Source organism: Novosphingobium malaysiense (assembly GCF_000802225.1).
GTDB classification, from domain to species: Bacteria; Pseudomonadota; Alphaproteobacteria; order Sphingomonadales; family Sphingomonadaceae; genus Novosphingobium; species Novosphingobium malaysiense.
The window spans coordinates 488,924-514,952 of sequence record NZ_JTDI01000001.1 but is presented as its reverse complement, the minus strand read 5'-3'; the positions used below and the strand labels follow the sequence as shown (position 1 = coordinate 514,952).

24 protein-coding genes and 1 tRNA gene are annotated in these 26,029 nt (G+C 63.2%); 7 read left to right on the top strand and 18 right to left on the bottom strand.

Annotated features, from left to right (window positions below; all coding sequences use genetic code 11):
• Positions 1-241 precede the first annotated feature (241 nt).
• The 5 genes from LK12_RS02240 to LK12_RS02220 all read right to left on the bottom strand — a co-directional run bounded on the left by LK12_RS02240 (position 242) and on the right by LK12_RS02220 (position 6,162).
• Positions 242-1,276, bottom strand: a complete 1,035-nt coding sequence (locus tag LK12_RS02240) for an alpha/beta hydrolase (RefSeq protein ID WP_082010303.1) — start codon at positions 1,274-1,276, stop codon at positions 242-244.
• Positions 1,269-1,823: a nuclear transport factor 2 family protein gene (locus LK12_RS02235; RefSeq protein ID WP_039278733.1), complete on the bottom strand. Its 555-nt coding sequence runs from the start codon at positions 1,821-1,823 to the stop codon at positions 1,269-1,271. Before LK12_RS02235 ends, LK12_RS02240 begins: the two co-directional genes overlap by 8 nt.
• Positions 1,823-4,249, bottom strand: coding sequence for a TonB-dependent receptor (locus LK12_RS02230; RefSeq protein WP_052223097.1), 2,427 nt, complete (start codon positions 4,247-4,249; stop codon positions 1,823-1,825). The genes LK12_RS02235 and LK12_RS02230 overlap by 1 nt, the downstream gene beginning before the upstream one ends.
• Before the next feature lie 298 nt (positions 4,250-4,547).
• Positions 4,548-4,868 carry a 2Fe-2S iron-sulfur cluster-binding protein gene (locus LK12_RS02225; RefSeq protein WP_039278726.1) on the bottom strand — a complete coding sequence of 107 codons (321 nt, stop codon included), beginning with the start codon at positions 4,866-4,868 and terminating at the stop codon, positions 4,548-4,550.
• Positions 4,869-4,890: 22 nt separating this feature from the next.
• Positions 4,891-6,162, bottom strand: coding sequence for a cytochrome P450 (locus tag LK12_RS02220; protein ID WP_039278722.1), 1,272 nt, complete (start codon positions 6,160-6,162; stop codon positions 4,891-4,893).
• Positions 6,163-6,601: 439 nt separating this feature from the next.
• Here LK12_RS02220 and LK12_RS02215 point away from each other — a divergent pair, with 439 nt between their 5' ends.
• A complete protein-coding gene (locus tag LK12_RS02215) occupies positions 6,602-7,099 on the top strand; it encodes a TetR/AcrR family transcriptional regulator (protein WP_231568195.1) in 498 nt (165 codons plus the stop codon).
• Between the two features lie 78 nt (positions 7,100-7,177).
• Here LK12_RS02215 and LK12_RS02210 read toward each other — a convergent pair whose 3' ends face one another.
• The 3 genes from LK12_RS02210 to LK12_RS02200 form a co-directional block, all read right to left on the bottom strand.
• A complete protein-coding gene (locus LK12_RS02210) occupies positions 7,178-8,140 on the bottom strand; it encodes an SDR family NAD(P)-dependent oxidoreductase (protein ID WP_039278718.1) in 963 nt (320 codons plus the stop codon).
• Between the two features lie 82 nt (positions 8,141-8,222).
• Complete coding sequence (locus tag LK12_RS02205; RefSeq protein WP_039278714.1) at positions 8,223-9,440, bottom strand: cytochrome P450; 1,218 nt, start codon at positions 9,438-9,440, stop codon at positions 8,223-8,225.
• A 31-nt stretch (positions 9,441-9,471) separates the two neighbouring features.
• Positions 9,472-9,711: a hypothetical protein gene (locus LK12_RS02200; RefSeq protein ID WP_156135356.1), complete on the bottom strand. Its 240-nt coding sequence runs from the start codon at positions 9,709-9,711 to the stop codon at positions 9,472-9,474.
• Between the two features lie 223 nt (positions 9,712-9,934).
• Between LK12_RS02200 and LK12_RS02195 the strand changes: the two genes are divergently transcribed.
• From LK12_RS02195 to LK12_RS02185, 3 genes are read left to right on the top strand one after another with little or no spacing between them, the layout of a single operon-like run.
• The gene (locus LK12_RS02195) at positions 9,935-11,743 is read left to right on the top strand and encodes a flavin-containing monooxygenase (RefSeq protein ID WP_039280132.1); all 1,809 of its coding nucleotides are present in this window, start codon (positions 9,935-9,937) and stop codon (positions 11,741-11,743) included.
• Positions 11,744-11,763: 20 nt separating this feature from the next.
• Positions 11,764-12,522, top strand: a complete 759-nt coding sequence (locus LK12_RS02190; protein ID WP_039278708.1) for an SDR family NAD(P)-dependent oxidoreductase — start codon at positions 11,764-11,766, stop codon at positions 12,520-12,522.
• Between the two features lie 45 nt (positions 12,523-12,567).
• Positions 12,568-13,071, top strand: a complete 504-nt coding sequence (locus LK12_RS02185; protein ID WP_039278705.1) for a nuclear transport factor 2 family protein — start codon at positions 12,568-12,570, stop codon at positions 13,069-13,071.
• On the opposite strand, the gene LK12_RS02180 is transcribed toward LK12_RS02185, so the two are convergent.
• From LK12_RS02180 to LK12_RS02135, 10 genes are all read right to left on the bottom strand, one after another.
• Positions 13,068-13,841: an SDR family NAD(P)-dependent oxidoreductase gene (locus LK12_RS02180; protein ID WP_039278702.1), complete on the bottom strand. Its 774-nt coding sequence runs from the start codon at positions 13,839-13,841 to the stop codon at positions 13,068-13,070. The two genes, LK12_RS02185 and LK12_RS02180, sit on opposite strands and share 4 nt — an antisense overlap.
• 78 nt (positions 13,842-13,919) lie before the next feature.
• Positions 13,920-15,005, bottom strand: a complete 1,086-nt coding sequence (locus LK12_RS02175) for a Zn-dependent alcohol dehydrogenase (protein ID WP_039278697.1) — start codon at positions 15,003-15,005, stop codon at positions 13,920-13,922.
• Between the two features lie 79 nt (positions 15,006-15,084).
• Complete coding sequence (locus tag LK12_RS02170; protein WP_231568194.1) at positions 15,085-16,536, bottom strand: aldehyde dehydrogenase family protein; 1,452 nt, start codon at positions 16,534-16,536, stop codon at positions 15,085-15,087.
• A gap of 179 nt (positions 16,537-16,715) precedes the next feature.
• Complete coding sequence (locus LK12_RS02165; protein ID WP_039278694.1) at positions 16,716-17,813, bottom strand: Gfo/Idh/MocA family protein; 1,098 nt, start codon at positions 17,811-17,813, stop codon at positions 16,716-16,718.
• Positions 17,814-17,852: 39 nt separating this feature from the next.
• A complete protein-coding gene (locus LK12_RS02160) occupies positions 17,853-19,118 on the bottom strand; it encodes an epoxide hydrolase family protein (protein WP_052223096.1) in 1,266 nt (421 codons plus the stop codon).
• A 534-nt stretch (positions 19,119-19,652) separates the two neighbouring features.
• Entirely contained in the window at positions 19,653-19,955 is a 303-nt protein-coding gene (locus tag LK12_RS02155) for a putative quinol monooxygenase (protein ID WP_039278691.1), read from the bottom strand.
• A gap of 34 nt (positions 19,956-19,989) precedes the next feature.
• Complete coding sequence (locus tag LK12_RS02150; RefSeq protein WP_039278688.1) at positions 19,990-21,186, bottom strand: aromatic ring-hydroxylating oxygenase subunit alpha; 1,197 nt, start codon at positions 21,184-21,186, stop codon at positions 19,990-19,992.
• Between the two features lie 20 nt (positions 21,187-21,206).
• A complete protein-coding gene (locus tag LK12_RS02145; protein WP_039278685.1) occupies positions 21,207-21,842 on the bottom strand; it encodes a Dabb family protein in 636 nt (211 codons plus the stop codon).
• Positions 21,843-21,966: 124 nt separating this feature from the next.
• On the bottom strand, positions 21,967-22,554 hold the full coding sequence (locus tag LK12_RS23675) for a TetR/AcrR family transcriptional regulator (RefSeq protein ID WP_052223095.1): 588 nt from the start codon (positions 22,552-22,554) through the stop codon (positions 21,967-21,969).
• A 323-nt stretch (positions 22,555-22,877) separates the two neighbouring features.
• Positions 22,878-22,968: transfer RNA gene (locus LK12_RS02135), tRNA-Ser, on the bottom strand.
• Positions 22,969-23,229: 261 nt separating this feature from the next.
• On the opposite strand from LK12_RS02135, the gene LK12_RS02130 reads away from it, so the two are divergent.
• The 3 genes from LK12_RS02130 to LK12_RS02120 all read left to right on the top strand — a co-directional run bounded on the left by LK12_RS02130 (position 23,230) and on the right by LK12_RS02120 (position 25,901).
• The gene (locus LK12_RS02130; protein WP_052223094.1) at positions 23,230-24,075 is read left to right on the top strand and encodes a DUF1134 domain-containing protein; all 846 of its coding nucleotides are present in this window, start codon (positions 23,230-23,232) and stop codon (positions 24,073-24,075) included.
• A 99-nt stretch (positions 24,076-24,174) separates the two neighbouring features.
• Complete coding sequence (locus LK12_RS02125; protein WP_039278682.1) at positions 24,175-25,353, top strand: amino acid aminotransferase; 1,179 nt, start codon at positions 24,175-24,177, stop codon at positions 25,351-25,353.
• A 2-nt stretch (positions 25,354-25,355) separates the two neighbouring features.
• Entirely contained in the window at positions 25,356-25,901 is a 546-nt protein-coding gene (locus LK12_RS02120; RefSeq protein ID WP_039280121.1) for a GNAT family N-acetyltransferase, read from the top strand.
• Positions 25,902-26,029: the final 128 nt, after the last annotated feature.

Genomic DNA, 26,029 nt, shown 5'->3' with positions numbered 1-26,029 from the left:
CGGTGTTCGATCGACCGATGCATCGACGCGTTGTTTTCGCTCTTTCCTTTAAACTTCTTCTGTTTCAGCATCTTGCGGCGAATTCGGCAGCCGCGTGCGCCAATCTTGCGCAGCCTTGCCTCTCTCCGCTTGCTCGCGGACCCATGCCGTTCCAGACGGCCCTGAAATTATGAAACCTAATGGTTTCGTTATGTCGTGCGCCCTTTGGAGCGTCAAGCGGAATTTTGTCTGCTGCCGATATTCACGCGGATGCCTTCCTGCGTGGCGAAGAGGGCCCCGTATCGCCTGTGCGTTCATCGATCGTCGCGAAGGCCCTGCGCAATGCGGCTGCTTTGGCGGCCGTGAAGCGCCGTGAGACGGCAGCTTCTGCGGCTACGGTGTCGAAGGCATGGAATGCGCCCGGAACGACCAGCAGTTCCGTGGGCACGCCGGCCTGTATCAGGCGGTTAGCGAACGCGATGTCTTCCTCGACGAACAGGTCTAGGGCACCGACACCGATGAACGCGGGCGGCATCCCCGCCAAGTGCGATATCCTGGCCGGAACCGCCGCGGGGGTAACGGCAGCGCCGCCCGGAGGCTGACCGAGAAAGCATCGCCACCCGAAGCTGTTCATCTCTTCATTCCATCCGACCCTGCCAATGTGCGCCGGTGTCGCTCTCGCTTGGCCTGTCCGGTCGTCGAGCATCGGATACGACAGGGCCTGAAAGAGGATGGAGGGGCCACCGCGTTCGCGCGCTGCCGCGCACAGCAGAACGGCATGTCCCCCGCCGGCGCTTTCCCCCATGACCGCAATGCGCTCGGGGTCGAGACCCAGCGAAGCGGCGCTTTCGTGCATCCAGCACAGCGCCGAATAGGTATCTTCGATCGAAGCGGAATAGGTGGCTTCCGGGGCGAGGCGGTAGTCGACGGAAACGACAGTGCAATCCAGAAGGTCCGCGATCTTCTGCATCTCGCGAAGTGATCCTCGCGCCGAACCGGCATAGAAGCCGCCGCCATGCGTGTGCAGTATTCCCGGACGCGATCGGTCCGGGGCGGCATTGATGAGGTAGACGGCCACGAACCCATCTTCCGATACGCGGGGAATCGTGCGCCGTTCGAAGGCGATCTGCGGCATTGGAGGCGGAGCGTTCGCTTCCATCAGCGTTCGCCAGTCTTTCAGTCTTTCGTATGACATCGGAAGGAATTGCTGCAGCATTGGCTGGATCTGCGCAGCGTATGGTCGAAGGTCCGGGTCGACGAGATCCAGAACGTCCCGGGGCAGGGACAGGTCACTCATTAGGCGTCTCGCGCGTTAATGGCCTGGCATAGGAGGCATCGTGCCGGTCCCGGCGGCACGGCCCGGTCGCTGCGTTTGCCTCCGCGAAGCCGTCGGGCAGGTCGGCATCGCGAAAGGTACCGGTCTTTTCGGTGATGCATCGCCGATACGCGATCGCCCACTTGCCGTTACGCTTTTCGAAGCGATCGAGGTAGCGTCCGAAAGCCAGCGTCGGCGGACCTTCCAGGTTCTCGCCCCAGAAGAAATAGTAGGTTTCGGCATGGGCCGTCTCACCTTCCAGTTCGACAGAATGGTTGCCTATGAAGTGCTGGTGGCGGGTCTGGATCTGGCCATGAAACCCGATTGCCCATTCACAGAAATCCCCGCCGCCGGCGGATTTCAGGCCGTGATCGTCCCAGGCATCGGGATGGTAGGCCGACGCCATCAGTTCCATGTCGAAACGGTCCAGCCCCCGCGCGTAGCGAACCAGGCAGTCCCAGATTTCCTGCCGGTCTTTCTGCTCTCGGACGAAGGCGACCAGATCGGAAGGCATGCTGACATCGGACATCAGTACTTCACGCCCAACTGGACGCCCCATGTGACCGGCGCATTCCAGACGGCCCCGACGCCTAGCGTGTTGTACTGGACCTGCGTGAGGTAGCGCTGGTCGGTCACATTGTCGCCGTAGACCGCCACGGTGAAGTGCTGGGACGGATCCTCCCACTGCGCACGCAGCGATAGGGTGGCATAGCCTTTCTGCAGGAATTGCTCAGCGGAATCGAAAAAGAATTTCGACGTGTAGTACAGGTTTCCGGAGAAGGTTGTGCGGCCCCCGCCGAGATCGAAGCCGTAGGCGGCCCCGAGGTTGGCCGTGAAGTCCGGAGCCCGCTGCATGCGAAAGCCCTTGCCGTCCACGGTGGTCTGGACGAGGGAGCCTATGCCCCCCGCGCCACAGGCCAGCGGATCCGGTGCGGCGGCAACCGGATCGCAGTAGCTGTAGTAGGGGTCGTTGGGGAACTTCTTGTAGCGGGCATGGGTCCAGGCGGCGCCGGCCGTCACGCTCAAGTGGCTGTCGACCTTGTAGCGCAGCTGGCCTTCGACACCGTAGATTTCGGAGCTGGCCGCGTTGCGCAGCTGGACGGCCCCGTCCTGAAAGCTCGATACCTGCAGGTCCTTGTAGTCGTAATAGTATGCTGCAAGGTCCAGGCTGAAGACGCGGTCCTCGTACTTGAAGCCCATCTCGTAGGCATTGATCTTTTCGGGCTTGATCGGCCGCTTCGACAGGCCGCCGACATTGAGCATCCCCGCCTTGTATCCTCGCGTGTACGAGGCGTAGATGCTCGATTCTTCCGACGGCTTGAAGCGAACAACGGCGCGCGGCGTGAAGCTGTCATTCTTCAGGGTGTCGAGCGGGAAGGCCGTTCCGGGCGGATAGAGATAGGTTCCGTCGGGCGCGATCAGCGGCACCAGATCGCCGTTTTCATCTTCGTAGAAGGCATTGGTGAAGCTGTTGCGGAAATAGGCATCGGTCACTAGGTCGTGACTGTATCGTCCGCCAACGGTGATGAAGAGCCTGGGCGTCACCGCATAGGTGAGGTCCGCAAAGGCGGCGTAGGACTTGGCCTTGGCGCTTGCGCCACCGAACGGGGCGAAGGGCTGGTTGAGGAACGATGCAAGGCTGTCGTCCCAGTCGTCCGTGTTCTCGAAATAGTTGAGCCCGACCGTCCATTGCAGGCGCGAACCGGGCTTCGAGTTGACGAGGAACTCTTGCGAGAACGTCTCGTTCATCACGCCGATATGCATCAGCCAGGTGTAGGCAGCCGTGGCGTCCAGATCCTGGATGTTGACGGCCTTGTCCTTGCGATACTGGGTGTAGGAGGTGAAATCCGCAAAGCCCAGGTCGGCCTTCACCGTACCTTGCACCGAGTCCGACTTGTTCCTGAAGCTGATCTTGTCGAGCGAGGCGATATCGCCTGGTTTGGTGGCATAGGGTAGGTCGCTGGCCGACCAGTCGGGCGGAAGCAGGCCGCCGGCGATGAGGTTGCCGACTGAAAATCCAAATATCGGCGATTGCAGATAGAGCGGGAGCAGCGGCTGCCCGGCTGATGCGGTGGGGAAGAAGTTGGCCTGATAGATCGCCATTCCGGTGGGCGAGACCTTGTCGAATATGCCGGCGGCGCCGCTGCGATCGACATAGGCGTTGCTCATCAAGGCGGTGGGATCGTCGGTGCTCGAATGCGTGTAGCGCACGAGCACCGATATCGAATCCGACAGATCCGCCTTGATGCCGGCCCGGACGGACCAGTTTTCGAAGGCGCCCGGATGCTTGTATCCGGCATAGATGCTGTCCTGGAATCCGTCGCCCTTGCGATAGAGTCCCTCGATGTCCACCGCCACGTTGTCGCTTAAGCCCGTGGTGGCGTAGCCCTGCAGCGTAAGCGTGTTGAAGCGGCCGTAGCTGGCCTTGAACTGCGCGGCGGTCGTGGTGCTCGGTTCGTCCGTGGTGATCAGGATGGCACCGCCGGTCGTATTGCGCCCGAACAGCGTGCCCTGCGGTCCCTTCAGAACCTGGATGCTCTTCACGCGCAGGAGTTGGAAGTCAGCAACTTCCGGGTTCGACTGGAAGAAGCCGTCGACGTAGATCCCGACGTTGGGCCCGCTGTTCGTCGTGGTCACGGTGGTGCCGACGCCGCGTATCGTCGGCTGTACGAATGTGCCCTGCGAATCGAAGCGCAGGGACGTCGAAAGCTTGCTGATGTCCGCCAGGCTGTTGGCATTGGCGGTGGTCAGCTGGTCGGTGCCCAGCGTCGTCACGGTGATCGGCACGTCGCGGGACAGTTCCTCGCGCCTCTGCGCGGTGACTATGATCTCGCTGCTGACAACCGCCTTCTGATCGCTTGCCGGCCCGTCCTGCGCGAAGGCGATACCGGGCAGGGCAGCATTCGCGAGCACAATCCAGACCGACGTCATCCCGCGTAAGTTTACGGACCTCATGACACCTCTCTCCTCGTCGCTGATGAATCAGCTTTATTTTGATACCTATCGGTATGAAACCAAATAGTATCAATTGCAAGGCGCGTATTGCGGGTATCGGTCCGGGCGCCTGCCTTCGAGATTGGAGTCTAGGAAAATCGATAATAGGCAATATGTTAACGTGTACGCCGCTGGCGTCTTCGGCCCACGTGACCGCTTTTCCGCGACTGTGGCGATCGGCGATGCAAGAAGCGCGGGGCGCTGGTGCACGCAGCGGGCCGCCAGATCTTCCGGCCCGCTGCCGCGCGGTACAAGGTGCTTACTGCTGGCTTTCCGGAAGTGTCACTTCCATGCCGTCGAGGTCTTCGCTGACGGCAATCTGGCAGGAGAGACGAACCCGGGGGTCCGGGTCGCCGCAAAAGTCTATCATTTCGCTTTCGCTTTCGCCGGGGGAGGGCAGCTTCGCCCGCCAGTTGTCGTCGACATAGATGCGGCACGTCCCGCAGGCACAGTTACCCCCGCAAACGGCTTCTATGCCTGCGACGCCGTGGCTCACGGCCGCCTTCATCATGGACTCGCCTGGTTGGGCATCGACGGTGGTTCTCTCGCCGTCATGTTCGACGTAGGTGATCTTTACCAAGTTGGCCTCCTTGGATCCGTTCTCAGTCGATGCGGTCGAACTCGACCTGCATTTCCGATACGCCGCGCAGCGAATAGTTCGGCAGGTAGTCGAAGTGTCTTGCTCCGGCAGGGCCATGCTTGGCCTCGTTGAGGCGGATATTCCTGATCCGCGGCAGCAGGCGTTCCATGGTCACGCGCGCCTCCGCCCTTGCCAGGGGACCGCCGGCGCAGGCATGGATGCCCCGCCCGAAGGAGACGTGCGAGCGCACATTCTTGCGCTCTATGTCGAACGTGGTCGGGTCGGGGAAGCGCTTGGGATCGCGATTCATGGCCGCCAGGTTGATCATCACGTGCATTCCCGGCTCGAGATCGACGCCGCCGACGGTCACGGGGCGGCGCACGTAGCGGAATGTGCTCTTGACCGTGCCCTGCAGCCGCAGCACTTCCTCGACGAGGTCGGGGATCAGGGCAGGGTTTTCGCGCAGACGGTCCTCGAGGCCCGGGTTTTCGGCCAGGTAACGCATCATGCCGGTGAACAGCTGGACCGTAGTGTCCTGTCCGGCACCGAACAGGAACGTGGCCACCGCGACGACTTCCATCACGTCGGGCAGACTGCCATCGTCCGCGGTCTGTTGCGCGAGTCTCGTCAGCACGTCGCCGCGCGGATTGGCGCGACGTTCCTGGATATACGTGGCGAAGTACGTGGCGATGCCGACGAACGGGTTCTTCGAGAAATCGAAGTCTCCGCCGAGCGCGCCGGGCAACTGGGCGGGATCTCCGATCATGTCGCGAAACTGCCCGTGATCTTCCTTGGGCACGCCGAGCAGATCGGCGATGACCAGTTGGGCGAAGGGTTGCCCGTATTCGCTGACGGCGTCGAATGTGCCGCGATCGATGAATTCGTCGATGATCTGGTCCGACAGCGTGTGCATGAATGCCTCGTTTTCCTTGAGGCGCGCAGGCGTGATGATGCCGTTGAGGATCGCCTTGGAGCGATTGTGGTCCGGCAGGTCCTGGTTGATGATCGTGTTGGCGAAGGGATTCTCCTGGCGGCATCGGGCGATCTGATCGTCGATGTCGAGAGACGGATCGTAGTCGAGCGGAAGAAAGGGGCCGGTCGTGGAATCGATCGCGGAGAAGTTCTCGTCGTCCCGAAAGATGGCGACGCCCTCGTCATAGCCGGTCACCGCCACGACATTGCGCAAGGCCAATGGCGTCACCGGTCCCTTTCCGCGCAGATATTCGAAGTAGGAATAGGGATCGTCGTTGACGTCCAGGTCCTTGAAAACGTCGGCGGTTTCGAAGTTGGTCATTGTCCTCTCCCTTCACGAAATGGCGCGAGCCTGTCGAACCCGAACAGGCCATCGCCGCCCGCAACCGCACATGGCGACTGCTCGCGGCACCTGGCGCAGGCGTTCGGTCCTCTGTGCTCCGCTTTGCGTCCGGCCATTCCACGAAAATGGCGCGACCGCCTTTAATGATCTATAATGTATCATTAGTGACGAGAACATGATTCGTCAATTCGAGATAAAATCCATCTTATGATACTTTATATATCATCGTAATGCCGGGCTGTGCGATTTGCATCCGGAGGATCTTTGCGGCACTACACGCGGAATGAATGGCACGGCGAAGGGGGGCGGTTTGGCCCCGGTAGAGGCGGCGGAGCCCGCAACGGAAAAGGCGGGTGCAACCGTTGCGGTCCGCGAAAGGCGGAACACGCGAACGCGATCCGCGCTTTGCAGCGCCCTGTTGGCCCTCCTCGAGGAGGAACCGTTCGAGCAGATCACGATTCGCGACATCACGGACCGCGCCAAGGTAGGCTATGCCACCTTCTTCAGGCGCTACCGGGACAAGGACGCGCTCCTGAACGACGTGGCCGAGCGCGAGATCAGACAGCTTCTGGCGATGACCTTGCCGATCCTGTACACGGTTGACAGCCGCGCATCGACGCAGGCCCTCTGCGCTTACCTCTGGGAACATCGCAAGTTGTGGTCGGCGTTGCTCACAGGCGGCGCGTCCGCCACGCTCAAGGACGAGTTCATCCGCCAGGCCGAAACCGCAGCGGCCGAACAGGGGCAGGACAGCTGGCTTCCCGGTAACCTCGGTGTCGTTTTCTCCGTTGCGGCGACGATCGAGATTCTGGCCTGGTGGCTGAAGCAATCCGATCCGCCCTCGGTCGAAAGCATGGCCGACATCCTCGATCAGCTGGTCGTGACTCCAAGCCTGGCGGGGAACGACCGCAGGTAGTGCAGACAGGGCCGACGCCGCGCCGTCAGCCGCAGAGTGTCGCAGGCTGCCCATCGCGCTTCGCCGGCTTGGCCCGGCCTACTGCCGGGCCGCGTCCTGCGACAGCACCAGCGCCAGTTCCTCGCTTGAGCTGGTTGGCGTGGTGAAGCCGCGCGACGTATCGCAGATCTCTTCCCAGTGGGCAGCGATGTCCTCCAGCGTGGGCGGCGCCTGGCGCTGGGCCTGCCAGCCCTGGGCAACGCCGACGAAGACGCGGGCTACCCGCCCCAGGCATTGCGAGTAGATCGCGTGGGTCGATTGGCAGCTTTCGCTGGCAAGAAACAGCGCCAGCGGCGTGTTGAATTCCGGATCCATCGAGTTGCCGATGGCGTCCAGCATCAGCGCGGCGCCCTGTTCCTGCTTTTCGGGTCCCCAGTCGGCCATCGTCTGGCGAGCCATGCGGCTATCGGCATTCGGCATGACCGCATTTGCATGGATGCCATGCGCCTCGCCCTCGATCGCAGCGACATTCATCAGGCCGATGATGCCGGCCTTTGCCGCTGCGTATCCGGTCTGCAGGGCGGTGCCGAACAGACCCGAACTGGAGGCCGTGAATACCAGTCGGCCGTATTTGCGGGCTTTCATGTGCGGCCAGACGGCGCGCGCCATGTTGAAGCTCCCGGTAAGGTGCGTTGCCAGCAGCGCTTGCCAATCGTCGTCGGTCAGGCTTTCGAGGGCCTTGTTGCGCAAGTTGCCGGCGTTGTTGATGAGGATGTCGATTCTGCCGAAACGGTCTGCTGCCGTATCCGCGATGCCGGCGGCGGCCGCGGGATCCGCCACGGAATCATGACTGGCGATAGCCTTGCCTCCCGCCGCCGTGATCTCGTCCACGACGCGTTCCGCCATCGATGCCGAACCGCCGCGACCGGCCACGTCTCCGCCAAGGTCGTTGACGACGACCGCGCAGCCGCGCCGGGCCAGCTCGAGCGCATGAGCGCGGCCAATGCCGCCGCCGCCGCCGGTCACGATCGCGACCCGGCCTTCAAAGGTAATCGTGTCCATTCTTCTCTCCCGTCCAGATTGATTGTGTTTTTTGGGCATCAGCGCCTGGCGGTGGGCAACGCCGCGCCGGGTCGGTGCCTCGTCAGGTGGTCGGCGACCATGCGAGAGGCAGGCTGTCGACATTGAATGTGGGCCCGGCGTGGTAGGTATAGTTTTCGCCATCCGGGATGTGGATGTTCTCGAAGCGGGTCAGGAAGCTCTCGATGGCGATGCGGATTTCGCGGCGCGCCAGGTGCATGCCGAGGCACAGGTGCGGCCCGCTGGCAAAGGCGAGCATCGGAGTCTTGCGTCCGAGGTCCGCTTCGTGGGGCTCGGGGTAGGCGTCAGGATCGCGGCATGCGACGTAGATCGGCATGGCGACGATATCGTCCTTGCGCATCTCCACGCCGTGGAACGTGAAGTCCCGTGTCACCCGCCGCTGGGTGCACACGACGCTGAACAGTCGCAGAAGCTCGTCGACCGCGCGCGGCAACTGGTCGAGGTTGTCGCGCAGGAACCGCTGGAATCCGGGCCGGTCGGCAATGTAGCGCATCGACCAGCCGAGCGTGCCGTAGACGGTGTCCAGGCCGCCCGTGTAGAAGGTATAGAACATGCCCAGCATCTCGCGATCGTCGAGCGGGCGGTCGGCAAGCTGGCCGTTGACGATCGCTTCCATCAGCGGTGTGGCCGGCTTGGTCTTTTGCCGTGCAAGGTGACCTTCCAGGTAGGCCAGGACATCCTTCGCCGCGCCGATCCGTTCCTCGACAGTTTCGCCGCGCAGCATCATCTGTTCCCAGGCGAAGAACTTGGGCGCTTCCTCGACTGGCATACCCATCAGCGCGAGAAAGATGTAGCTGGGAAAGGGGATGGCGAAATCGCTGATGAAGTCGCACGAACCGCGGTCCGCGAAATCGGCGATAAGGCGGTCGCAGGTGTCGCGTACCGCCGATTCCATGTGGTTGATCGCCTTCGGCGTGAACAGTGGCGTCAGGAGTTTGCGATAGGCGGTGTGCTGCGGCGGATCGAAATTGACAGGGTTCAGCTTGATGCCGAGCAGCTTCATGAGACCGGGGCCGGGCGTACTGCTGAAATGTTCCCAGTCGACGAAGGCTTCCTGAAGTAGTGCATGGCGCGCGATGACCCAGCCCGGAGCGCCTTGCAGCGCATCGCGCGCCCAGAATATCGGCGGGCCGTCCAGCAGCCTCGCGGCGGCCATAAAGGGATCGTCGAGTTCGGAATTGAACGCTTCCAGCGAATGGTCCCAGCGCAGCTCGGGCGGCACATGGTCCGGAAATGTGGCCGTGTTGTCGGCGGTAGTCATAAGGCATCCTCTCCAGGGGAAATTCGGTCCGTCACACGCGGTCCCGGTTGGTGACCATGCCGTCCTGCACAGGCCCTGACGGACCGGACGCAAACAGTTCGAACAGGACGTCGGCCAACTTGTCCTCGCCCGGTGCCGCGCTGTCGGCGGTCATTATCGAGCACCACACCCCCAGGCTCCTCAGTGCGCTGTGCGAGAGACCGCGCACGGTCGGTCGCGCCTTGCTTGAGACCTGGCGCACATCCGGCGCTTCGGGATTCGACTGGTTCACTTTCATGTTTTTCCTTGCGCCGTGTGGACAAGCTATTTATGAAACCAATGGGTCTCGTTAAGTAGCCGAGGAGCGAGGCATGTGCAAGCCCAACCTACTGCACCATCGTGCAAGCTAGATTGGGTGGCGGATTTGCCGGTACCGTCCGATGGCCGGGGCAGGCGGGGTGCACGGAAGAACGCAGGCCGAAAAGTCGGCATGCGAACCGGGATGGGATGAACGTATGGATAGCCAAAGCAGCAAGAACGATCCGCTTGCTGACATCGAAATCGATCGCGACGCCTTGCGGCGGAAATACCTGGAGGAACGAGACCGGCGCTTGCGGCGAGACGGGGCCGATCAGTACATCCGTCCCGGCGCGGCCGCGGGCAAGTTCGGGAAATTCGTCGAAGACCCGTATGCCGAAGGCGATCTGCAGCGCGACGCGAGGGTCACCGACGTCGATGTGCTGATGGTGGGCGGCGGATTCGGCGGACTGCTGATGGGCCGGCGGCTGCGGGAGATGGGGATCGACGACTTCCTGATCGTCGAGAACGCCAGCGATTTCGGCGGCACCTGGTACTGGAACCGCTACCCCGGCGTCGCTTGCGACATCGAATCCTACATCTACATGCCGATGCTGGAGGAGCTCGGGAAGATTCCGTCTATGCGTTACGCATCCGGGCCGGAGATCTTCCAGCATTGCCAGGACATCGCCCGGCATTTCGATTTGTACGCCAAGGCCCTGTTTCGGACCAAGGTGACCGAGATGCGATGGGAAGAGGCGCGCAGACGCTGGATCGTCACCACCAACCGGGGCGACAGGATCAGTGCCCGCTTCGTGGCGATGTCGACCGGTCCATTGAACCAGGCCAAGCTACCCGGGGTGCCCGGTCTCGACACCTTCAAGGGCCATGCCTTTCACACCAGTCGCTGGGACTACGAGTATACCGGCGGCGACGCGCGGGGCGGGCTGACCAGGCTCGCGGACAAACGCGTCGGCATCATCGGCACGGGATCGACGGCGATCCAGTGCGTGCCGCACCTGGGGAAGTGGGCGAAGCACCTCTACGTGTTCCAGCGGACGCCGTCCTCGATCCAGCCGCGGGAGAACCGTCCCACCGATCCGCAATGGGCAAGCGACTTACAGCCGGGCTGGCAGCAGGAAAGGGTCGAGAACTTCACGTCCATCATCAGCGGCATCCATGTCGACAAGGACATGATCCAGGATGGGTGGACCAAGACATTCCGCCTGCTGTTCGACAATCTCGATGTCCCACCGGACAAGGTCGCCGACGTGATGGACCTGAACGATTTCAGGAAGATGGAGCAGATCCGCCGCGCAATCGACGAACTCGTGGAAGACAAGGACACGGCCGAGGCGCTCAAGCCCTACTATGGCCTGATGTGCAAAAGGCTGGGTTTCAGCGACGAGTATCTGCAGACGTTCAACCGATCCAACGCCACGCTGGTCGATACCAAGGGCAAGGGCGTCGAGCGCATCACCGAAACCGGCGCCGTGGTCGATGGCCGCCACTATGAACTCGACTGCCTGATATTCGCCACAGGCTTCGAATGGCTGACAGAGCACAAGGTCGGCAGCGGTTTCGAGACATACGGGCGGAACGGTGTGACCCAAAGCGAGGCCTGGAAGGACGGTGTGCTCAGCCTCTACGGCGTCCACAGCCGTGACTTCCCGAACCGCTTCGTCATCTGCAACTCGCAGCAGCCGCAGACGGCCAATTTCGTGCACATGCTGGACGTGGTGACCAACCATCTCGCCCACCTCGTCAGGCATTGCCTCGATACCGGCATCGAAACGGTCGAGCCGACGCAGCAGGCCCAGGACGAGTGGGTGGACCAGGTCGTCGCAATGAACGAGAGCCGCCAGCAATATTTCCAGAACTGCACGCCGGGTTACTACAATAATGAGGGCGAATATTCGCTGAAGGCCGCGCGCAACGGGTCTTATACGGGCTCCTTCATCGATTTCGCGGCGAAGCTGGACGAGCAGCACAGAACGGGCGTCTTCGAAGGGCTGGAATTGGCGTAGCCGCTTGTAGGGAGAGCGATATGAGGTTGAAGGACAAGGTCGTCGTCGTTGCCGGTGCAGGCGGCATCGGTAACGGACTGGCGCGGCGTTATGCAGACGAAGGTGCTGCGGTGGTCCTGGGAGACATCGATGCTGCTGCGGCCGATGCGGCGGCGGCGGAGATTGCCGGGACGGGAGGGACAATCGTCGCGACCCACCTCGACGGCTCCGACGAGGCATCGATCAAGGCCGTTGTCGACCTGGCCGTTGCGCGTTTCGGTGGCCTCGACGGATTCCACGCAAATTACGCGAGCTTTCGCGACGGCGAGAGCAGCGATGACGTGTTAGGCCTGCCGCTGGACGTCTTCGACGACGTCATGCGCGTCAACACGCGCGGGTTTCTCCTGTGCACGCGCCACGCAGTGCCTGCCATGCTGGAGCGCGGCGGCGGAGCCATCGTCTACACCAGTTCGAACGCAGCCTTCATGGGCGAGACGGTCCGTGTGGCCTATGCCATGAGCAAGACTGCGATCCATGCCCTCATGCGCCATGTGGCGCAAACGTTCGGTCCCCGGGGCATACGGGCCAACGTCATCGCTCCCGGCGTCATCGCCCATCAGCGCTTCGACGAGGTGATGCCGGCCGATGTGGTAAAGGCATTCGAGGCGCAGACCGCGATCCGCCATCTCGGTTCGCCGGCCGACATAGCGGCCATGGGGGCCCTGCTGATGTCGGACGACGGTCGCTACGTGACGGGGCAGGTGATCAGCGTTGATGGCGGCGCGAGCATGCGCCCCTGAACGCGTACGGGATCGGGCCATACGGACTGCAGGAGGAGAGAAGCATTGCCGCAAAGGGCTTTCGAAGACCATCAGGCCAACGTCGATCTGATGAACAGATTTGCCCATGCCCTCGATAGCCGGGACTGGGACCTGCTTGCTTCGCTCTACACCGAGGACGCCAGATTCCACGCGCGCCAGTACCTGGAGAACGCGGTTCGCCCGGAGGAGGACTTCATGGTCATGGCCGGACGCGAGACAATTCTGTCGACGCTGCAGGAGATCTGGCGCGGGTTGTCGGCCACGCATCACATGCTCTCGAATTACGTCGTGGACCTGGCAGGCGACGGGCGTCGCGCAACAGCATCGTGCTATCTGCGCGCGCATCATGTCGGCAATGGCGACCGCGCGCATCTGTTCGAGGAATCGCTGGGGCGCTTCGACTTCCAGACCGTTTTCGATGGAGAGGCCTGGAAAATCTGCCGCCAGGACGAGAACATCTTCATCGTCCTGGGAACGCCCGACGCCTTCGCGCCGCCATCCCGCGGCGAGCCGGAGGGCGCAGGTTAGCGCGAGATGGTGATGCCGCCGTCGACCAGAAGGCAATGACCGTTCACATAGCTCGCTGCCGGGCATGCCAGGAACAGGGCGGCGCCGGCTATATCGAGGGGCTCGCCTACCCTTCCGCTCGGCGCCTTTGCGGCGATATTGTCAAACAGGGGCTGAGGCGCGCCGCTCGTCCCCTCGGTCTTTACCAGCCCGGGCAGGATCGCGTTCACGCGAATGCCCTGCGGCCCCAGATCCACGGCCGCTGCCCGCGTCAGGCCGTTGAGCGCCGCCTTGGCGGAACTGTAGTGGGCATTGCCCGGCCCGCTCAGGCTGAGCGACTCCATCGATGAGATGTTGATGATCGCGCCTCCGGGGCGCATCCGTCCCGCTGAAGCGGATATGCAGCGAAGGGCGCCGAAGACGTTGACGGCGTATGTCCGCTCGTATGTTTCCCAGTCGATGCCGGGCAGCCGTTCGCCCAGCGGATAGATGCCCGCGTTGTTCACGAGCACATCGAGCGCGCCGAATGTTTCGACGGCGGCTGTCACGGCGCCTTCAATGCCTTCGGGCGCGGCGACGTCGACCGTCACGGCATGGGCCCGTCCGCCACCCCGCACGATCCGCGCAACGGTTTCCTCGGCAGCCGTCGAATCGAGATCAGCGGCCACGACACCGGCTCCTGCGGCCGCATAGAGCAGGGCTATCGCGCGTCCGATGCCGGAGCCCGCCCCGGTGACGATGGCTGTCTTGTCGTCGAGCCGGAATAGGCTCGTGGCCTGCAATTCGTTCATCCCTTCGCTCCCTCCACGGCCCGAGGCCCGGTAAATCGTGCAAGCCCTTCCTGCGTTCGCTCTGCGATGCGCAGGGCGTTACGTGTCGAAGGTGATGATGCTCCGGGCTATTTCTCCGGCTGCGAGCTGGTCGTAGCCTCGGTTGATGTCTTCCAGCGCGATCTTTTGCGAGACCAGAGGCTCGAGTTTGAGCGCGCCTTGCAAATAGAGATCGGCAAGGCGGGGAATGGCGATCTGGAAGGGCACCGAGCCCAGCAGCGAGCCGACCACATTGATCTCTTTCTGAATGAAGGGACCGGCTGGCATTGCGAGGTCGGTTCCGAACTTGGTGACACCGACGAGGACGGCGGTTCCGCCCTTGCGAAGCATCGTCACGGCCTGGCGGATGGTAGCGGGAAGGCCGACCACCTCGAAGGCGAAGTCGACGCCGCCGCCGGTAAGCTCGAGGACCTCTTCCGCAGCCTCGGCACTGCCGTGGATCACTTCGGTGGCGCCGAACTGTCGCGCCAGTTCAAGCTTCGCCGGATTGAGATCGATGGCGATGATGCGACCGGCGCCAGCAAGCTTGGCGCCCTGTATGGCGTTCAGGCCAACACCCCCGCAGCCAATGACCGCCACGCTTTCTCCAGCCCGAATGTTCACCCGGTTGGTCGCGGCGCCGACGCCGGTGAGCACTGCACAGCCGAGCAGCGCGGCGAGATCGAGCGGCATGGCATCGGGCAGCTTCACCAGCGATCGAGCATCAACCAGCATTTCCTCCGCAAAGCCGCCCAGTTCGCCGAGTTGGTAGATCGGCTCTCCTTTCGCGGTTATGCGCGCCTCGCCCGCTATCGCGGGGCGGATCGGCTTGTTGTCGCAGCGGTTGGAGTGGCCTGTCTGGCATTCGCCGCATTCGCCGCAATAGCCGGACAGGCAGGAGACGACGCGGTCTCCCGGGCGGAAGTGCTGGACGTTCTCGCCCACCGCTTCGACGATGCCCGAGGCCTCGTGCCCGAGCAGTACGGGCACAGGGCACGGTATGTCGCCGGCGATGATGTGGTAGTCGCTGTGGCAAAGCCCGCTCGCGGCGACCCGTATGCGGACTTCATTCGCGCGCATCTCGCCGATCTCGACGTCCTCGATGGTGAGCGGCTTTCCCACTTCACGGAATATGGCGGCTTTCATGCCGGCTCCTCTCGAATGTTTTGCCCTTGTCGGCTTGTTGGATTTGTCATCTTTCATCGCGCCAGGCAGCGCGGGATGCTCAGTCGGCCATTTCCGGCGCATAGCCAATGATGGCCTTGGTCTCGAGATACTCGTCGATGCCGTATGCGCCCCATTCCCGGCCGTTGCCGCTGCGCTTGTAGCCACCGAATGGGCCGGCCAGATCGGACGCCTGATTGATCGAGACCAGTCCGGCTCTGAGGCGCGCGGCGATCTCGCGGCCCTTGTCGAGGTCATGGGCATGCACATAGGCGGCAAGGCCGTATTCGGTATCGTTGGCGATCCCTACGGCCTGATCCACGCTGTCGTAGCCCAGGATCGCCAGGACCGGACCGAAGATCTCTTCGCGGGCAATGGCCATCCCGTTGTCGACGTGGGCGAAGACGGTCGGCTTGACATAATAGCCCGTCTCGAGCCCCTCTGGCCGCCCCGGCCCGCCGCTAACCAGTGTCGCGCCTTCCTCGATGCCCTTCCTGATCAGGCCCTGGATCTTGTCGAACTGAGCCCGCGAGACGACCGGGCCCATCTGGGCGTTGCCTTGGGGATCTCCCACCACGATCGCGGAAGCGGCGTCGGCGGCGATGGCGATGGCCTCGTCCATGCGCGTATGGGGAACCAGCATCCGCGTGGGGGCGGCGCAGGTCTGCCCGGAGTTGCCCATCATCGCGGCAATGCCCTTGCTTACGCCTTCGGCAAAGGCCTCGTCATCGAGTATGATGTTCGGGCTCTTGCCGCCAAGTTCCTGGCACACGCGCTTAACGGTCGGTGCAGCATTGCGGGCGATCTCGATGCCCGCCCGGGTCGAGCCGGTGAAGGACACCATGTCCACATCGGGATGGCTGCTGAGCGCCACGCCGACGCCCGGCCCATCGCCCTGCACCATGTTGAACACGCCCGGCGGCAGGCCGGCGGCATCCATGATTTCCGCGAATATCTGCGCCGAAAAGGGGGCGACTTCGGATGGTTTCAGCACCATTGTGCAGCCGGCTGCGATCGCGGGGAAAACCTTGACCGCGATCTGGTTTAGCGGCCAGTTCCAGGGCGTGATCAGGCCGCAGACACCAATCGGTTCCTTGGCCACCCGCGTTGCGCCCCGGTCCTCTGCAAAGGGCAGGGACTTCAGGACCTCGATCGTGATCGACAGATGCGCCAGCGCCAGCGGAACCTGCGCGTTCTGGGCCAGCGAGACCGGGGCGCCCATCTCCTCGGTCACCGCGGCGGCCAGATCATCCGCCCGTTTGCGATATTCTTCCGCTATGCTTTGCAGCACTGCGATGCGCTCTTCGCGGGAGGAAGCCGACCATCCACCAAAGGCCTGCCTCGCCGCGCGGACTGCACGGTCCACGTCCGTGGCGGATCCCAGTGCGACATGTCCGCAGACCTTTTCGATTGCGGGGTTCTCGACCGCGAGGGTTTCTTGCCAGATCGGATCGACCCATGCCCCATCGATGTAGAATTGAAGACTTTCGCGCACCTTGATCCTCTCGACCATTGCGGCAGCCCGTCTTGGCGGGCGGTCCGCATCCTCTCCGCTCGGGCACACGGTGCCGCCGGGGAATCATTTATGAAACCAATTGGTTTCTATATATCCGAGGATTGCCGGCGCTACAAGCCCCGTGTGCAGGGGCGAGGGGGGCGGCCTTCGCGAGATCGGGAAGCCCACCGAGGCGCTCACGGGTCCCGTTGCAGTTCCTGGCGCGCACCCGCGCTGCGGGCCGAGGCGCGGATGGCATCGAGTACCGCCATGTGAGCCACCCCATCCGCGAAGTCGGCCGGCTTTACCGGGCTGACGGGGCCCTCGCCTGTTATCGCGGCGCGCAGCACACGGCACAACTGTGCGTAGGGCGCGATCTCGGCGGCCGCGATCACTTGCCACTCGGGCCGCGAATGGCGCGGGTCGTCGCTGAAGGGGGGCGGCACAGGAAGGGCGAGGTCGGGCGGAATCGGCAATTCGCGCTCGCCCGAGCCGTCTGCCAGGCGAACAGTGGCGCCGTCCAGCCAGATGGTTCCCTGGGTACCGCATATTCGCGTGAGGTCGGCTGGAGGCCCGAATGCACCCGCGCACTGCTGGATCGTGCCTTCGAAGCCATTGGCCAGGGTGAAACGGGCAGAGAAGGAGTCCTCCACTCGGCCTCGCGAAGCGGAAACGGTCGAAAGGGTCGCGCTGATAGACGTGAATTCGCCGAGCCAGAAGCGGATCTGGTCCACGAGATGCGACCCAGAGGCGCCCAGCCAGCCGCCACCCTGGCAGGGGTCGAACCACCAGTCTGGTATGTCGTCCTCGAATGCCGAGACGAAGCCGGAATGCGACACGAAGCTGCCCAGTCGCGGTTCTCCGATCATGCCCTCGGCAATTGCGCGGGCGATGGTCGCGGTCTGCGGCATGAAGCGGAACTCGTTTCCGATAAGATGGACCGTGCCTGCACTCTGCGCAGCCTCCAGCATCGCCTTCGCCTCGCCGGCATCGCGTGCGAACGGCTTTTCGCACAGGACATGGCAGCCTCGGGCCAAGGCCGTCATCGCCAGCGGACCATGGGTGTTCGGCGGTGTCGAGATGGCGACCAGTTCCGCCCCGGTCTCGCGGATGGCCTGCTCGAGGTCCGTGAACGTCATCGGTACGCTGTTCGCAGCGGCCCTTTGCGCCGTCCTTTCCGCGTCCCTGCCGATCAGGCCTACGACCTCGAAGCCAGCGCCGCGAAGGGCCGGGATCTGGGTGCGACATCCAAAGCCTGTTCCCACTACCAGCGCCGGGATCGTCTGTTTGTGCATGCGTGATCTTTCTATTGGAGAGCCGTCGGCATGGCCGCTTCAGGCCGCAGCGGCGCGTATGGGGCGGTAAAAGTCCCGCACGGCCTCCACGAACACGTCCGGTTGTTCCCAGGCAGGCCAGTGTCCACCGGAAGGGGCTGCCTTGTAGTACTGGAGGTTGTCGAAAATGCGCCTGCAGGTCTCTTCCGGTATCGCCTCGTAGGGCAACCCGCCCGGCAAGCTCAGCACGCCGGTGCGCACGTCGAAGCGATCCTCCGGCCCCAGCATCCAGTCGCCGTGCATGGATTCGTAGTAGATCCGGTGGCTAGAGGCGATGGACTCGGTGAACCAGGTGATCGACAGGCTGGTCAGGATCTCTTCCATCGGCACGACGCTGCCGAGTTCGCCGTGGCAATCCGACCAGACCCGCAATTTCTCGGCAACCCAGCCGGCCAGGCCGGCAGGCGAATCCGCCAACGCGAATGCCAGAGATTCCGGGCGGGTGGTCAGGATCCGGTAATAGCCGCGTTCCTCGAGCTCGAATTCCTCGCCCTTGCGCGTATATTCCTCCTCGGCGGGCGTGAGGGGCGGCTGCCCGGGCGCCTGATGGGCGCCCATCGCCGGCGGCTGCGTCAGAAACATGCCGAGGCTGGAATCCTTGTACTCCGTGCATAGCCGCCAGGCGATCGTGCCGCCCCAACTGCCGCCCACAGCGCCATAGCGCTCATATCCCAGCACATCGCGCATGAGGCTGTGGGCGGCATCCGCCATCCGACCGCAGCCCCAGCCGCGCTCGTCCGGCTTGTCGCTGAAGGCGAACCCCGGCAGCGACCACGCAACCACGTCGAATGCGTCGGCAGGATCGCCACCGTAGCTCGCCGGATCGGCCAGCGCGCGGATCACGTGGTGAAATTCATAAAAGCTGCTGAAGCAGCCATGCCCCAGCAGAATGGGCACCGGGGCCGGTCCCACCCCCCGTTCGTGGACGAAATGCAGGCCCAGTCCGTCCACTTCCGCGCGGCAATGATGGAATGCGTTGAGCTTCGCTTCGTGGTGGCGCCAATCGTACTCCAGCCAGCGCTCGACGAGATGCTGAATGAATTCGAGATTGGATCCTTGCGACCAGCCGACACCCGGAATGGCATGGGGCCACCGCGTTCTCTGCAATCGTGCGCGCAGATCCTCGAGCGCGGCGTCGCTGACGTCGATTTCGAACGGGCGTATACCGTTTGCAGCCGTGTCCAGTTTTGCCTCCCCGTGTTGGTTTCTTTCCTCGTCCCGGACCTTCCGGAGGGGTTTGGCCTTCGCTTTGAAAATCGAACGCACGCATTCGCCACGTCCGGCAACGATGCGAGACGGCTTGCCCCGTCCGCCGTTTGTAGCCGGTCGGACAATTAATGCAACCAATAGGTTTCAAAAAAGAAAGCTCGCAAGGTCAGCGGCTTGGCAGGCCAAGTCTTACGCGGGCTGCGCAATCGTCCGGGAGCGGAGGCAGCGCGCGGGGCGGGTCAGGCGTTCCCTGCACGGCGACAGGGCGAGGCGACGATAACCACGCGATCTGCGGCTCCTCGTCGCGTTTGAAACGCAGCCGGCCGCGCATCGAGACGCGTGATGACGCCCCTCGTCCATGACCGCGGTATCGTGCGCCGGGTGCCAGGCCGGACGGCGAGGGGCTCCCGGTGAGCTACAAGCCCTGGAGTGCAAAAGGATGTTTCGGCGATAGCCCATCGCCAAAGTTCATCGGGCCGGTCCGGTCATCCACCCAGGTACCGGCACGCCGGCGGGGCGCGATTGCAGCACGATACGGCGGTTCATCATTGTCACTCTCCCGAATGCCGTTGCGGTTCGAAGGGGCGGACTTCAGTCCATGAATCCCCGTTCGTTGTGGGCATCGAACTTGCGCACGCCCGATGTGTCGATCTTCTCTGCCCAGGTGCCCAATACGCCCGCCACGGAAGGCTGGGACAGGTGCGCTGTCAGCGCTTCCTGATCGCGCCAGCGTTCGTAGACGAGGATGGTTCCCTGGTCCGCTCTGTCTACCGCGAAATGATAGGCGAGGCACCCGTCTTCCCTGAGTGTCGGCTCGACGAGGGCGCGTAGCGTCCCGGCCAGTTCGACGACCAGATCGGGGCTGGTTTTCAGGTGCCCGGCAAGAATTAGCATGGCCAGTGATCCTCTCGATTCTCGTTTGATGCGATCATTCCGACCGCAGGTGCGGTTCGGGAACTGTCCCTTGCGACAGGTAGTGCTCGATCCAGCGGTGGAAGTACTGGTTGCCCAGCTCGTTGCGACCGAACGTCACGTGCCCTGTCGCCTGCGCTTCCAGTCCCTGCTGCACGCGCATGCCCATCAGGTAGTCTTCCTTCTCGACGACGTCGAAGAAGAAGTCGCTCATCTCGTCGAGCTTCTTGCGTTCGTCTTCGGAAGCAGGCGCCTGGGGGAAGATGTAGTTCATCACCGTGACGTTGCGATCCGGCGCATCGCCCGGATAGAGCTGAGCGACCTGGCACATCTCCGGTGCAAGAAACATCGCGAAGTTGGGGAACAGCATACGGATGAAGTCGTAGTTCAGGTTTTCCCGATCGCCCCACTGGTCGCGGGGAAGATCCTTCAGATCGACAATGCCATGTTGCGGATACCCGAGGCGGATGTGCGGGCCGAATGCCTCGTAGTTGGCCCGGTTCGAGGGTGTGCGGGGCGTCACCGTCTCGGGGTGCGCGGCCTGGAAGTGATAGCCCTCCAGGTACCCGTCGTAAGCCACTTTCCAGTTGGCGCCCCGCATCTCGCGCGCCTTGTGGAAGTACCATGTCTCCAGCTTGAGCGCCGCGAGGTCCTCGAGCATACCGCCCAGGAAGGCAGGGACGTCGATGGGAAGGCCTGGCGTGAGGATCGCGAAGATCATGCCGGCTACCTCCTGGCACGGCAGCTCGGTCAAATTCAGCGTTGCCTTGTCGACATCGCCGAAAGTGCTTGCTTCGGCGATTCCCAGCAGCCGCCCGTCGCTGGCGTAGGTCCAGCCGTGGTAGGGGCAGGAGAAGGCGCGGCAATTGCCCTTTCCGCCATTTTCCTGCTCATCGACGAGCTTCATGGCGCGGTGCCTGCACACGTTGAGGAACGCGCGCGCCCTGCCATCCTGGCCGCGGCTGACCAGGATCGGGATCCCCATCGGAGCCATGGCCTTGTAGTCGCCGGGCTCCGGAAGCTCGATGGTAAACGCCAGCATGAGCGGCAGCCGCTTGAAAATGAGGTCGATTTCGCGCTGCCAGCGATCGGCGTCGAGATAGGCCTCGACCGGTACCTTCATGATCGAACCGGTCTGGTCGGTGGTTTTCGTTTCGACGAAATGCAGGAGCTTTTCCGCTACATCGCCATAGGCTTCGCGCACGGTCGTCATGGCGCTCTCCCCTGATCGTGTTACCAAGCCGGGGCATCGCCCTCGGGCACGGCGGGGCCGGTGAGCCAGTCGCCAGTAATGCCGATCTTCACCTCGGCACCCTTTTCGATTTCCGTGTCGGGATCGGGGCTCTGGAACATGATGCGATTGGGAGCCCACACCGATCCGATGATTTCCTCTTCATCACCGGAAAGGACGAGACCGACCGCTTCGCACATTTCGCGGGCGCGTTCACGGGTCTGCCCACGAACCTCGGGGACATAGGCCTTGGCCGGGTCGTCATGGAACTTGAGGACGCGCGCCTTTTCCTTCTCGGCTTCCTCGGCGGCCAGCTTTTCGTCGAATTCGGGGCCGTGGTAGTCGATTTCCCAGTCGAACGAGAGCATGTTCTCTAGGATGTCGGGCAGGAACGGCGTCATCCGAAGATGCGCCCAGTGCGACATGTAGCGCTCCATCGCCTCGTAACTGTCGATGTCGCAGCAGTTCGCGAAATCGAAGTCGCCCGAGTGAAAGCGCGTCTTCACGCACATGCCGTGGCTATAGTCACGCACCTCGCGATTGAGGTGCGGCAGCTTCTTAACTTCCTCGATGAAGGTGTCGATCTTCTTGGGGTCGGCATCCTTCTTGAACTTGAGCATCACAACGTGGCGGATCACGGCACTTTCTCCCATGTCTCGCGCGGGGTTCGCTTCGGCCGGGAATCGGCGGGAGCCCACGCATCATTGGGATGGAGAGTATCTGCCAATTTTTCTTATGATGACTGTCATAATAAATAGGGGGTCAGGCGTCTTGGGCCACGCCGAGATCGGAAAGCTCGGATGCCAGCACGGCGTGCATGCGATCGGTGGTCCAGTCGTCGGGCGCGAAACAGGCTTCGAGACCGATCCCGGCGATGGCTGCGATCAACCGCCGCGCGGCGATTTCCATGGCGGGGGTCTCCTGCGGCTTGCCCAGCTTTTCCGCCAGCATCGTGCGGTAGAGCGAAAGGCTGTCTTCGGCGGCACGCCGGCGCTCCTCGAGATAGGCCGGTTCGAGATGAGCGCGCGACCAGAAGGCCAGCCAGACACGCCAGTTTCGCCGGGAAGCATGATCGACGGGAAGGATGGCATCAAAGCAACCCAGGAGCGACAATCCTGCCTCGTGCGCGGCCTCCAATCGTTCTCGTGCGCGGTCGTTGGCGACCTGATAGACCTTGAAGAGCAGTTCGTTCTTGTTGCGAAAGTAGTGCGAGACGATTGATGTGCTGCAGCCATTGGCGGCCGCAATCTCGCGGAATGTCAGCGCCTCGATCCCCTTGTCGGCGACCAGATCGAAGGCGACCGCGACCACTTGCGCTCGCCGTTCATCCTTGTCGACCACGATAGGCATTGTCGTCTCACCTCCTGACGGCCGTGGGTTTACATGGCTTTCGTTGAGTCCGAACTCTTCGGGCATTGGCTATCATGGCGTTGTAACTATCCATAACCCGCTACGACCGAAAGCCTCGGCGCTTGACGCGCGACCTTGCTGTATGGATCGGTCTACGGTCCGAGCGAAGCAGGCAGGACCCGTCATGCATCCCTTCCGGGACATCCGAACGCAGGTATGCTGCCTTTCACGGCGAAGGCAAAAGTCAGGTCTCGGGAACACCGGTCGCCCTGAAGAAAATCAGAAAAATTCGGGGAAGATGCCGCAGTCATCCTGCGAAAGAGTGGCGGAGACGGAGGGATTCGAACCCTCGGTACCCTGATAGAGTACGGTTCCTTAGCAGGGAACTGGTTTCAGCCACTCACCCACGTCTCCGGTGCCGGCTCAGGCGGGCCCCTATAGCGATGCCCTTCGGGGGCGGCAAGGGGGCGTGGTGCGGATTATGTGGTTTTGCTCTCGGCGCTTGCGAGGAAGCGATTTGCGGATTCGGTCCGCCGCAAAACGGACTCGGCCCGTCGCCCATTCATTGCGGGGTAAGGTGCCGTGGATTCTTTTGGGCTGTCGCCGCTTGTCCCGGGCGGGTTCGGGGCGGCGATGTTTCGATTTTTCAGATAATTCTCGCGAGGGGAGCCCACTATGCCAGTCAGCAATCACCAGCCGGAGACCGTGCGACGCCGCGTGCGCCGATCGCTCGTCGCCCTGGTTGCGGGCTCGCTCGCCATGGTCGCGCCGCTGGCTCCCGCGATCGCCCAGGTCACCACGGTCGATCCTGATGCCGCGATCGATGCAGATCTCAATTCCGGAGCCACGTCCAGCCCGGCCCCCACACCGAGCGGCGAGCTACCCTCGACCGAGCCGGCCGCGCCTGCCACCGGCAACGGCACGCCGATGGAATCTGCTCCGACGGACACGGCAACCGGCGTCTCGACCTGGAATGGCAATGACATCGGCAGCCCGGCACCGACCGCTTCGGCTTCCCCGCAAACGCAGGATACCACCGCCACGTACCGCGAGGACGACCTCATCGGTGCGGCCGAAGGCGTCTTCGGCAAGGGGGCGAAGGGGCTTGCTGATCTCATCAAGGACCTGCTGGCCAAGCAGGGCGAACCCAATGCCTATATCGTCGGCCGGGAAGCTGGCGGCGCTTTCGCGCTGGGGCTCCGCTATGGATCGGGAACCTTGCATCACAAGATCGAAGGCAACAAGCCGGTCTACTGGACCGGCCCGTCGATCGGCTTCGATGCCGGCGCCAATGCCGGCAATGCCTTCGTGCTGGTCTACAACCTCTATGATACCGAGGACCTGTTCCACCGTTTCGGTGCTGGCGAGGGGCAGGCCTATCTCGTCGGCGGCTTCACGGTCAGCTACCTGCGCCGCGGCGACGTCGTGCTGATTCCGGTGCGCGCCGGTGCCGGTCTGCGGCTGGGTGCGAACATCGGATACATGAAGTTCTCGCACAAGCAGCGCTGGCTGCCGTTCTGAAGGCGCCGGGCAGCGTCGCTTGGGCCGACTGCGCATAATCACGATCGGGCTCAGTCCCCTGTTGCACGCTCGGGCGCGGCGGAGTAAGGCCGCGCCGCCATGCTTATCGACCTGAAACAACAGCCCGCCGACGCGCTTCTCGCGCTGATCAAGCTCCACAATGCCGACCCGCGCGCCGACAAGATCGACCTCGGCGTGGGCGTCTACCGCACCGGGCAGGGGGAAACCCCGGTCTTCGGTGCGATCAAGGCGGCCGAGAAGAAACTCGTCGAGACGCAGGATTCGAAAGCCTACCTCGGCCCCGAGGGCGACATGGGCTTCGTCGAAGCGCTGATGCCCTATGTCTTCGGCAAGGACAGCCCGAGCATGGGCGGCCGCATCGAAGGCATGCAGACCCCGGGCGGCACCGGTTCGCTGCGCCTCGCGCTCGCGATGGTCAAGCGCGCCGGCTATAAGCGCCTGATCGTCGGCAAGCCGAGCTGGCCGAACCACAACCAGATCTGCGCCGACCTCGGCCTCGAAGTCCTCGAGTTCAATCACGCCAGGGCGGACGGCACCACCGACATGGATGCCATTCGCACCGCTCTGGCCGACGCCGGCGAAGCCGATGCGGTCCTGCTGCACGGCTGCTGCCACAACCCAACGGGCATCGACTATTCGAACGCCGAATGGGACGAAATCGCCGGCCTGCTGGCCGAGCGCAAGGTGCTGCCGGTGATCGACCTGGCCTATCAGGGCCTCGGCCGCGGCATGGAAGAAGATGCCTATGGCGTGCGCCGCGTGCTGGCCGCCGTTCCCGAGGCGATGGTCTGCTATTCGTGCGACAAGAACTTCGGTCTCTATCGCGACCGCGTCGGCGCACTCTACGCCATGGTCGCCGACCCGGCCGATCTCGCCAAGGTCATGTCGAACGCGCACGCGCTGGCCCGCGCCAACTGGTCGCAGCCGCCCGATCACGGCGGAGCCGCGGTTCGCCTGATCCTGGAAGACGAGGCGCTGACCGCGCAGTGGCTCGACGAGCTCGACCAGATGCGTGATCGCATGCGCCAGGTCCGCGCCAGGCTGGCCGAGGCCGGCAAGACCGGGGGCGTGGATCTTACCCCTATCGGTATCCAGAACGGCCTGTTCTCGATCATCCCGTTCACGCCCGAGCAGGTGCAGGCGATGCGTTCGGAACACGGCATCTATTTCGCCGGTTCGGGCCGCATCAACGTGGCCGGCCTGACGATGGGCAACATCGACAAGTTCATTGCCGCCGTGGCGGACGTGACCGGCTGATGATGAACCGTCAGCCGGTTCTGGAAGGGGATCGGCTGACGCTTCGTCCTCTGCTCCCCGAAGACTGGGACGCGCTCTACGCCGTCGCCTCGGATTCGCGGGTCTGGGCGGGGCATCCCTCGTACGACCGCTGGCAGGAGCCCGTCTTCCGCGAGTTCTTCGCTGATGCCATGGCGCGCGGCGGTGCCTTGGCGATCTTCGACAAAGTCACTGGCGAGATCATCGGTTCCAGCCAGTTCGACAAGCCCGAGCTGGAAGGTCCGGGCGAAATCGAGATCGGCTGGTCGTTCCTCGCGCACCGCTATTGGGGCAAGGGCTACAACGCCGAATTCAAGCGGTTGATGCTCGCCCACGCACTCGAACACTACGAGCGCGCCATCTTTCAGGTGGGTGAGGACAACGTGATCTCGCGCAAGGCGATGGAAAACATCGGCGGCGTCCTGACCGACCGCACCCGCACTTTCGAACGCGGCGGCGGGGTGATGGTGCGGCATGTGGTCTACGAGATCACCCGTGAGGGGTTTGAGAAGCGCTGGGGCGCGTGCTGACTGCTGTCATCCCAGCGAAGGCTGGGATCGCTATCAGCAAAGACGACGGCCTAAGAAACCGACCAGTGCGACAGGGCCCGCAATACCGAGGGCGATGCCAGCATCCGCTGGCATGACGTGGTCCTCAC